This window comes from Rhodococcus sp. A14 (genome assembly GCF_011603105.1).
GTDB lineage: Bacteria > Actinomycetota > Actinomycetes > Mycobacteriales > Mycobacteriaceae > Rhodococcus_F > Rhodococcus_F opacus.
On sequence record NZ_JAAOQS010000191.1, the window covers coordinates 1 to 7,909 of the forward strand.

The window sequence follows — 7,909 nt, forward strand, 5'->3', positions numbered from 1 at the left end:
CCCGCACCCGGCACGCCAGGATGACGAATCCGGTGGCCCGGTGCGCGGCCCGAAGAGCAAAAGGGACAGCATGAACACCCCCGTTCGGCGGGTGCGCCACAGCCGTGCCCGCGCCGGCGCCACCCAGCTGCTGTGCGTGGTCACCGGGATCGGATTGGGGCTGACGCTGCCGCAAATCGACGGCGGACCGCGGGCCCCGGCCCGGCAGGTCACCGAGCTGCTCTTCGCCACCGCCGTCGGTCTGGTCGCGGCGGTCGCACTGGTCTTCTCGCTGCTCTTCCTCGTCGTGCAATGGGTCGCCACCACCTTCACCCCCCCGCCTGACCCTGTTCCGGGACGCCCCGATCGTGTGGCGGACCTTCGCCATCGCCGTCGGCCTGGTCGCGTTCTGCATCACCGCCGCCTTCACCATCGGCCACGACAACGACACCTCGCTCGTCGTCCCGGCCGCCGCGATGCTGCTCGTGCTCGTGATGCTCGGGGATGACCAGTGGGGTGATCACCCGAACCGTCGCCGCCTCCTGCGGCCGCCGTGCTCCACTTCCCGCGGGCCTCGAGGTCTTGTGTGCGCGCGAGCGGAGGTGCTGATCTTGCGGTTGATCGTCGGACTCGGCGCCGAAGCCACTGCGACATCGCTCGGCCGGACACCGGGGGAGGTACTTCTCGACCAGCACCGGGCGCTGCAGACGCTGCGCGGTGTCCTCGCCGGCCGAGGGACCGTGCCGCTGTGACGACCGGACATCGGCGATCTCACCGCTCGGCGGCGGGCCTGCGGTGACGGTCGAGATCGCACGGTCGTCCGCCGGTCGTTGTCGCAGTGGGGTGCCGCACTCGGCGCGGGCGGCTGAAATGTTCGACGAGGACCGAATGCGCCGCGTCCGCGAAAGGCAGACCGTACTGGCCGACCACCACCGCGGTGCCGACACCGACACCGCAGCCAGTGAACGAGCGACATGACCATCGAATGGCGTGTCGGCACCAACGAGGGAACCCGGACCCATGAACGTACCCGCACGGAGGCCGGCCCACGCCGAGAAACTCACGCCGACGCCGACCCGGAAGCCAGACGGCATGCACACCGGCGACCACATCCCCGTTCCCGATGGTCGGCCGACGTCGCGGGTGTGGGCGGGGGCATCCATTTCGCTCGTCGCTGCGGTGACGGCGTCCGCGGCGGCGCTGGTCGTGACCGGATCCCTGATCGTGTGCATCCTGACCGCGGTCGTGACCCTCGCATGCGTCGCGGCGGCAACAGTGATGATCTGACCAGATTCACTTCGCCGCACCAGAACCCGGAATGCCAGATGTAGTAGGAAGCGGCTCATGGGCCCCGCACACGAAGCAACGACGCGCCCCGCAACCCACACCGGAGGTCGATCAACATGTTCCCGATGAGAACAGGCTCGATCTCGGTGACGGGTGGGGGAGGGGACTTTCGATGACAGCACCCCGGCTGCCGCGGGCACGGCCGATTTCATACTGGGAGAGGCAGATATTCACGGAAACCCTGGGCCGCAGGCCCGCGGTCACGACCGCCGAGATGGTGGGCGCACCTGCCGCCGCTGAACCGCGTCTCCCAACCCTCACCCCGGTCGCCGAGGAGCACCCTCCGTACGCCCCGACAGCGATCACGGTGACCTCGATCATTACGCCGGCGAACTCGGTTGATCCGCTGAGCGGTGATGTTCCGAGACCCGGTGCCTCCGAATCATTCGCCTCGAGCGGTACCGCCTCCACTTCACCGCTGGAGGGGCCGGTTGTTGCCTCGTCGACGCCTGCTGAGACGAGTGCGGCCCCCGCCGATGATCGGTGGGGGGCCGCACTGTGTTCGATGGGGTTGTTGTGTTGCTACTTGGAGGTGACCCAGATGCACACGCCATCCGGGAAGCAGACCAGTTGATCCGGGATGTCACCGCTTCGACTGGGGGAGCTCGTGCTGGGTCCGGCTCCGGGTGATGCGGGCTTTGCGGAGGCGAGGCCGGCGGCGCCGGTGACGGAGATGGCGAGGGCGGCGAGGGCGGCGAGCGTGGCGCGAGTCGTCGTGCTGCGGATCATGAATCTCCTGAGGTTGCTGCGACGTGTTTGCCGCTACCACGAGCTTGCATCGTCGTCGGCCGTCGAAATAGGCACCGTGGGGTCACGGTAGGCCACCCCCCGGGTTGTCGCTGCCGGTGCGGGCTGGGACGGGAAGGAGCACCGGGACGGAATGCTCGCCGGTGCCTCTTCGGCGGGTGCGTGAGCTGCTGCTGGGTCTGTTCGATGGTCCGTCCGGCGGGGTCTATGTGGAAAGCCGCGACGATCGGCCCTGGCTGGACCCGGCAGTCTAGTTCGCCTCTCTGCGTGCACGGCCCGCTCCCGACTTCCGGGGTGCGGGCCGTGTGCCGTGTGGGGGTGTAATGGTGCTGGGAACTGGTGTGATGACATGTCCCCGGTTTGTGGTGTGACTCGCCCATTTTCGGCGTGATCCAGATCGTTCGGAGCGCCCCGATTGACGCCCCCGCTCTCTATCGGTCGTTGCAACACCTTCGATGAGGTGGTGTTGGAATGGTGAAGAATGCGGATGCTGCTGCTCAGGCTCGGTTCCTCGGTTTGGTAACCGGCGGCTGCGACGCGGACGTGCGGTGATCGTGCCGCCGCCGCCGTAAACACTGCGGAGTGCGACGACCGACCGCTCGCAGTGATCGCAGGACGTATTCGGGTCCGGAACTGCTCGTCAAGGCCGAAACTTATTCCGCCCCTGGCGCTTCGGGGAGTGGTGCGGACCAGGTCAATTGGGTTCCGCCGGTGGTGGGGGTGGTGAGGGTGCAGGTGCCGCCGGCTTGTTGGGCGCGGGTGGTGAGGTTGTGCAGGCCGCTGAGCGTCACGGTCGGGGCGATGCCGGTGCCGTCGTCGGTGACGGCGAGGGTGAGGTTGTCGTCGACGGAGATGGTGACGTCGACGTGGTGGGCGTGGGCGTGGTGTACGACGTTGCTGAGTGCTTCCCGCAGCACTGCTTCGGCGTGGTCGGCGAGGGGTCCGGTGACCACGTTCAGCGGGCCGGTCATGCGCACGGTGGTGCGCAGTCCGCTCTCACCGGTTTGTTCGGTGATGATCGCGGTCAATGCCGGGCGCAGCGCGAACCCGTCGTCCCCGCCGTCGTGCAGATCGAAGATGGCGGTGCGGACGTCGGTGATGATGTCCTGGACGTCGTCGATCATCTCCGACAAACGGCGCTGGGCGTCGGGGACGCGGGTCCGCGCGTGGGCGCTTTGCAGGTGCAGTCCGTGCGCGAACAACCGTTGGATGACGTGGTCGTGCAGATCCCGTGCGATCCGGTCGCGGTCGGCGATCAGCGACAGGGCGGTCAGTTGGCGTTGATCGTCGGCCAGTTTCAACGCGAGGGCGGCCTGGTCGGCGAAGGCGGCGGCCAGGGGCAGTTGGTGGTCGTCGAACGGTTCCCGGCCGAGGGTGCGGATGAGGGCGAGGACCCCGGTCACCGAGTCCGCGGACACTCGCAGCGGCAGCAGCAGGGCCGGACCGTGCCGCCCGGCGTCGCTCATGTTCGTCACCTGGATCAGTTGTCCGGTGCGGTAGACGCGGCCGAGGGCGGTGTCGTCGACGCCAATCCGCACATCTGGCATGCGCGGGTCGTTTCCGGCGTACGCGGTGGCCGTGAGGGTGGTGACGTCGGCGGACGCTTGCTCGGGGTCGTCGGGTTGGGCGATCAGGACGTGGTCGGCGCCGGCCAGGTGACGGGCCCGGCGGGCGATCAGATCGAGCACCTCGCCCGGGTCGATGGCAGCGAGCAGTTCACCGCGGATATCGCTGGTGGCCTGCTGCCACTGCTGGCGCTGACGGGCTTGTTCGAAGAGGCGGGCGTTGTCGATGGCGATCCCCGCTGCGGCGGCGAGGGCTTGGATGAGGATTTCGTCGTCCTCGGTGAAGGACTGATCTCCGGCTTTGTCGGTGAGATACAGGTTGCCGTAAACCTGCCCGCGGATGCGGACCGGAACGCCGAGGAAGGTGTGCATCGGCGGATGATGTTCGGGGAACCCCACAGAGGCGGGGTGCCCGGTGATGTTGCCCAGGCGCACCGGTGCAGGACGCTCGATGAGCAGGCCGAGAAGCCCGTGCCCGGTGGGCAAATCCCCGATCAGGAGCCGTGTGTGCTCGTCGATGCCCGAGTAGACGAAATCCTGCAACCCGTCTCCGCTGTCGTTGAGCACGCCCAGGGCCCCGTAGCGGCAGTCGACCAGCCTGATGGCCGCGTCGACGACCCGCCGCAGTGTCGCTGCGAGGTCCAGGCCGGAGGAGACGGTGAGCATCGCCTCGAGCAGTCCGTCGAACTGCTCCCGGGAGGCGGTCACCTGCCCGCCATAGACGCGGGCGCGGCCGGCGGTGGCGCGTGCACCCCGAGGATATCCCCTTGTCGTCGACGTCAAACCCGGTGACGTGGCCGCTGCAGCACTGGTGACGCCGAGCGACAGTGGCAACGACTTAGGACTCTAACCCTGCCGGGAAGACACGCTCATGCTGAAGGAGGTAGGCGCACGCACCCGACCGACGCGTCTGGAAAGAAGACCGCAGCATGATGCGTACCTCCGACCGTGACAGCACCCTGACCCCGACCGAATGCGTCCACGCCTTGCGGTCGGTGCCCACGGGTCGTCTGCTCTACACCGAGGACGCCCTGCCCGCGGTGCGGTTGGTGACCTTCGCCGCCCCCCGCTCCGAGATCATCATCGCGACCGACAACGAGTCCTGGTTCGACCGCCTCGATCGGACATTCGTCGCATTCGAGGCCGGCCACGTCGAGGCAGGAACCCGCGCCGGATGGAGCGTGGTCGTTCTCGGCCACGCCCGCACCGCCACCGGCTCCGAGTATCCGTCCGGGTTCGACCGCTCGGGCATCTCCCCGTGGACGATCCGGCCCTCTGATGGTTACCTCGTCCTCGACATCGAGTACGTCACCGGCCGCCGCCTGACCCTGCCCCGGCTGGCAGGCGACCAACGATAGGCCTCCCACTGCCGGTGACCACAGTTCGGACATTGCGTCGGTGGCGGCGATGCGATCACCACCTCCTTCCCCGGCACTGGGCCGGAGGAGGCGCGCTACGGAGGGAGCATGAGCACATGACCAGATCCCTTCTCGGTGCACCGGATGCCACTCACACCGGCACCTTCGCGGTGTGCAGCCTGACGGAGTAATCGACGTTCCGCACACCCGAATCCGTTCTCGGCGAGGATGTGTCGCCGTCACCGTTGAGGCGCTCGACTCTTCGTCTCGGGGCACACTCAGCTCATCGCATCGGACGGGGCGGGACGTGCCACCGTCGTCGTGTGGGTGACGATGCTTCCGCTCGGTGCGGTCACCGCGAGCTCATTTCCAGGGCCGAAGGTCGCTCGTCCGGGCGTCCTTGGCGGCCGGTGTCCGCGTGCCGGATCGCCGTCCACGCACGCCCCGTGGAACGCGGCTGGGAAGGTGCTCTCTCTGTCGCTTCTGCCGATGACCTTGTGCTCTACGCCGCGCGCCCTGGGTGCGGAAGACTCGGATTGCGTAAGGATGGCCGAGGAGGCACGGGATGAATATCCATCAGTCATCCACATCACGCTGGTGGAGACTGACTCCGTGGAGCCGAAATCCCCTGATGCGGACCAGGGACCGTCTCGATGTCGTCGTCGCGGCCGTCGTGATCACCTTCGTCTTGATCATGGTCCCGTTCGCGGCGGCGTTCGGAACGGTGACCAACACCCGCCTGAACGATCAGTCTCGCGCCGACCTGCAGAGCGGACATGCACAGTCTGCTGTTCTCATCGACGATCCGCACCAAGTCCTCGTGGGGGGTGCGCCCAGTGACGCCCCGGACACCGAAGACCATGCGACGGCTCGGTGGACGGCGCCCGATGGCAACCTCCAGTCCACCGACGTGGAAACCCGACCCGGCGCCCACCGCGGCGACACCGTCTCGGTGTGGATCGGTCCTGACGGCCACGTGGTCGACGAGCCCCGATCGGGCCTGGAGAACGCGGTGATCGCCGTCAGCGCCGCGCTGTCGGTGTGGGCCACCGCCGCGGTGGGTTCCTTCCTGCTGCTCTGCGGGGTCCGGTGGGTGAATACGCGAGGCCGGATGCGCCAGTGGGATCGGGAGTGGAACGATGTCGGCCGCACACCGGGATGGCCGGTCAGCTGACGATCTCCGCGGTTGAAGGACCAACGGGCCCACCGAGCACGCTCACCGCAGCAGGGTCGTCTTGCCGTGCGTCGCCGGCCCCAGCCTTTCCCGACTTCCTCCGGTTCCGACGCGGGAAAGATTGAGGATCACCGCGGCCTCGCGGACGCATCACGGGACATCAGAACCAGGCACGGTCGCGCGATAGGTTCGGCGGCTTTCATCGGCCCAGCAGCAGCGTCCTCGCCAAGTTTGACCGGGCCGGGTTCACGAGAGCGGCACGCGTGTTGTCGGTTTCACGAGAGCGGCACGCGTGTTGTCGGTTTCAGTTGGTGGCTGGGGACCGTGTGGCCGGGCGCCGAGTGCGTTCCGGCTTCGTGCGCGCGTGCCCGTGACTCTCGGGCATCACCCACCGCCCCCGCGAGTTCAGCGGGCCGGGATCGGGGCCTGGATCGGATCGTCACCGGCGGGAACCACGGGGCTACCGGCAGGGGAGTGGTCATCGAATCCGCGTGCACTGCAACACTGTTGCGGGTGGCGTAGTCGGAACGGCTGCATGTCAGATAGGCGACGGTTTCTCGTCGGTGCCAGCCGAGCCGGCGTCGTCCCCGTCAGCGAACATCGCCTGGATCCGTTGCAGGATCTCCGGTGTGCTCAGTGCTCGGTGGGTGGGAATGGAGTGATGTGGTGCGGTCACCGAAGAAGCCTGCAGGCGTGTCATGTGGGTACTCTCAGTCGCACAGATGTGGCCGAGCGGTGGCCAAGGCGCGGGCACCGATCCCGGTCGCTATCAGTGTTTCTGGCCACGCGACGGGCCGGCTAGGGGACAAAGTCCTTTCCGCCGACCCCACCGAGAGCCTGGGGCGACGGTAACGCCGATGTCGGCCCCGTAGTGGTTTTCGTTGTCTCGGCGTGCAGCCTTCCTTGAGGAGCAACGGAACCAGCTCGTGGATCCCGCCGTGGTCGGAGCGCTGGTGAATGATGCGCACGGCATGTGAGGCGGACGGGTACCGGGCGATCAACCGCCCGCTCGATGACCTGTTCGGCGTGGAGAACGCCAAGTCCGAGTTCCACCAGGAGTCAGATCCTCGACACCGACCGCTACGTGAGCACGGTGACCCCGCTGGGTTCGAATCCGGCCATCCAGGCGGACATCACGAACCATGGTTTGGTCGGGGGCCGGTGCCGATCCATACAAAATTTTGTATACTCGTGGTGTGAAGAACATCCAGTTCATGGGTACCGCGCTGGAGGATCTTCGTGGATTCCCCGGTGCGGTTCGTCGTCAGTGCGGTTATCAACTCGACCGCGTTCAGCAGGGGCTCGAGCCGACGGACTGGAAGCCGATGGTGAGTGTGGGTTCGGGTGTGCGGGAGATACGGGTACGCGATCGATCGGGAGCTTTCCGCGTCATCTACGTGGCGAAGTTCGCAGACCGGGTGGTTGTACTGCACTGCTTCGAGAAGAAGACTCAGAAAACGTCGGCGGCGGACTTGGCTACCGCGACGAAGCGATACCAGCAGGTCACAGCGGGAAGACAGGAAGGGTGAGCACTGATGAGCGATGAAATCTTCGACAGCGTGTGGGATGCCATCGAGGACACTCCGCAGGAGGCGGAGAACATGCGGCTGCGGTCGACTCTGCTGATCGCGCTGTCTCAGCGCATCGAGACCGAAGGATGGACCCAGAAGGACGCGGCTGCACGGCTTGGTGTGACCCAGCCGCGGGTGTCGGATCTGATTCGAGGAAAGATCGACCTG

Annotated in this window: 10 protein-coding genes; 6 read left to right on the top strand and 4 right to left on the bottom strand. The window is 67.1% G+C overall.

What is annotated here, in order from left to right; translation table 11 throughout:
- Window positions 1-292, bottom strand: a 292-nt coding sequence (locus G9373_RS46060) for a hypothetical protein (protein WP_206033873.1), incomplete at its 3' end; no start/stop codon positions are given.
- A gap of 55 nt (window positions 293-347) precedes the next feature.
- Between G9373_RS46060 and G9373_RS46065 the strand changes: the two genes are divergently transcribed.
- Window positions 348-731: a hypothetical protein gene (locus G9373_RS46065; RefSeq protein WP_206033875.1), complete on the top strand. Its 384-nt coding sequence runs from the start codon at window positions 348-350 to the stop codon at window positions 729-731.
- Window positions 732-999: 268 nt separating this feature from the next.
- The gene (locus G9373_RS43995) at window positions 1,000-1,266 is read left to right on the top strand and encodes a hypothetical protein (protein ID WP_167121099.1); all 267 of its coding nucleotides are present in this window, start codon (window positions 1,000-1,002) and stop codon (window positions 1,264-1,266) included.
- Window positions 1,267-1,848: 582 nt separating this feature from the next.
- Here the strand turns inward: G9373_RS43995 and G9373_RS44000 are convergent.
- Entirely contained in the window at window positions 1,849-2,055 is a 207-nt protein-coding gene (locus G9373_RS44000) for a hypothetical protein (protein ID WP_167121097.1), read from the bottom strand.
- Between the two features lie 671 nt (window positions 2,056-2,726).
- Window positions 2,727-4,304, bottom strand: coding sequence for a GAF domain-containing protein (locus G9373_RS44005; protein WP_167121110.1), 1,578 nt, complete (start codon window positions 4,302-4,304; stop codon window positions 2,727-2,729).
- 263 nt (window positions 4,305-4,567) lie between these two features.
- Here G9373_RS44005 and G9373_RS44010 point away from each other — a divergent pair, with 263 nt between their 5' ends.
- Both G9373_RS44010 and G9373_RS44015 read left to right on the top strand, forming a co-directional pair.
- Window positions 4,568-4,996: a pyridoxamine 5'-phosphate oxidase family protein gene (locus G9373_RS44010; protein WP_346842933.1), complete on the top strand. Its 429-nt coding sequence runs from the start codon at window positions 4,568-4,570 to the stop codon at window positions 4,994-4,996.
- Between the two features lie 565 nt (window positions 4,997-5,561).
- On the top strand, window positions 5,562-6,170 hold the full coding sequence (locus G9373_RS44015; protein WP_167121102.1) for a hypothetical protein: 609 nt from the start codon (window positions 5,562-5,564) through the stop codon (window positions 6,168-6,170).
- A gap of 538 nt (window positions 6,171-6,708) precedes the next feature.
- Here the strand turns inward: G9373_RS44015 and G9373_RS44020 are convergent.
- The gene (locus G9373_RS44020; protein ID WP_167121104.1) at window positions 6,709-6,870 is read right to left on the bottom strand and encodes a hypothetical protein; all 162 of its coding nucleotides are present in this window, start codon (window positions 6,868-6,870) and stop codon (window positions 6,709-6,711) included.
- A gap of 496 nt (window positions 6,871-7,366) precedes the next feature.
- Between G9373_RS44020 and G9373_RS44025 the strand changes: the two genes are divergently transcribed.
- Together G9373_RS44025 and G9373_RS44030 are read left to right on the top strand one after the other, a co-directional pair.
- Window positions 7,367-7,699, top strand: a complete 333-nt coding sequence (locus G9373_RS44025; RefSeq protein ID WP_346842934.1) for a type II toxin-antitoxin system RelE/ParE family toxin — start codon at window positions 7,367-7,369, stop codon at window positions 7,697-7,699.
- A gap of 6 nt (window positions 7,700-7,705) precedes the next feature.
- A partial coding sequence (locus G9373_RS44030; RefSeq protein ID WP_167121108.1) for an XRE family transcriptional regulator occupies window positions 7,706-7,909 on the top strand: 204 nt, incomplete at its 3' end.

Coding starts and splice junctions, on each gene's coding strand:
- G9373_RS44000 (WP_167121097.1), bottom strand. CDS start 2,055: ATGATCCGCAGCACGACGACTCGCGCCACGCTCGCCGCCCTCGCCGCC.
- G9373_RS44020 (WP_167121104.1), bottom strand. CDS start 6,870: ATGACACGCCTGCAGGCTTCTTCGGTGACCGCACCACATCACTCCATT.
- G9373_RS43995 (WP_167121099.1), top strand. CDS start 1,000: ATGAACGTACCCGCACGGAGGCCGGCCCACGCCGAGAAACTCACGCCG.
- G9373_RS44005 (WP_167121110.1), bottom strand. CDS start 4,304: ATGCTCACCGTCTCCTCCGGCCTGGACCTCGCAGCGACACTGCGGCGG.
- G9373_RS44015 (WP_167121102.1), top strand. CDS start 5,562: ATGAATATCCATCAGTCATCCACATCACGCTGGTGGAGACTGACTCCG.
- G9373_RS44010 (WP_346842933.1), top strand. CDS start 4,568: ATGATGCGTACCTCCGACCGTGACAGCACCCTGACCCCGACCGAATGC.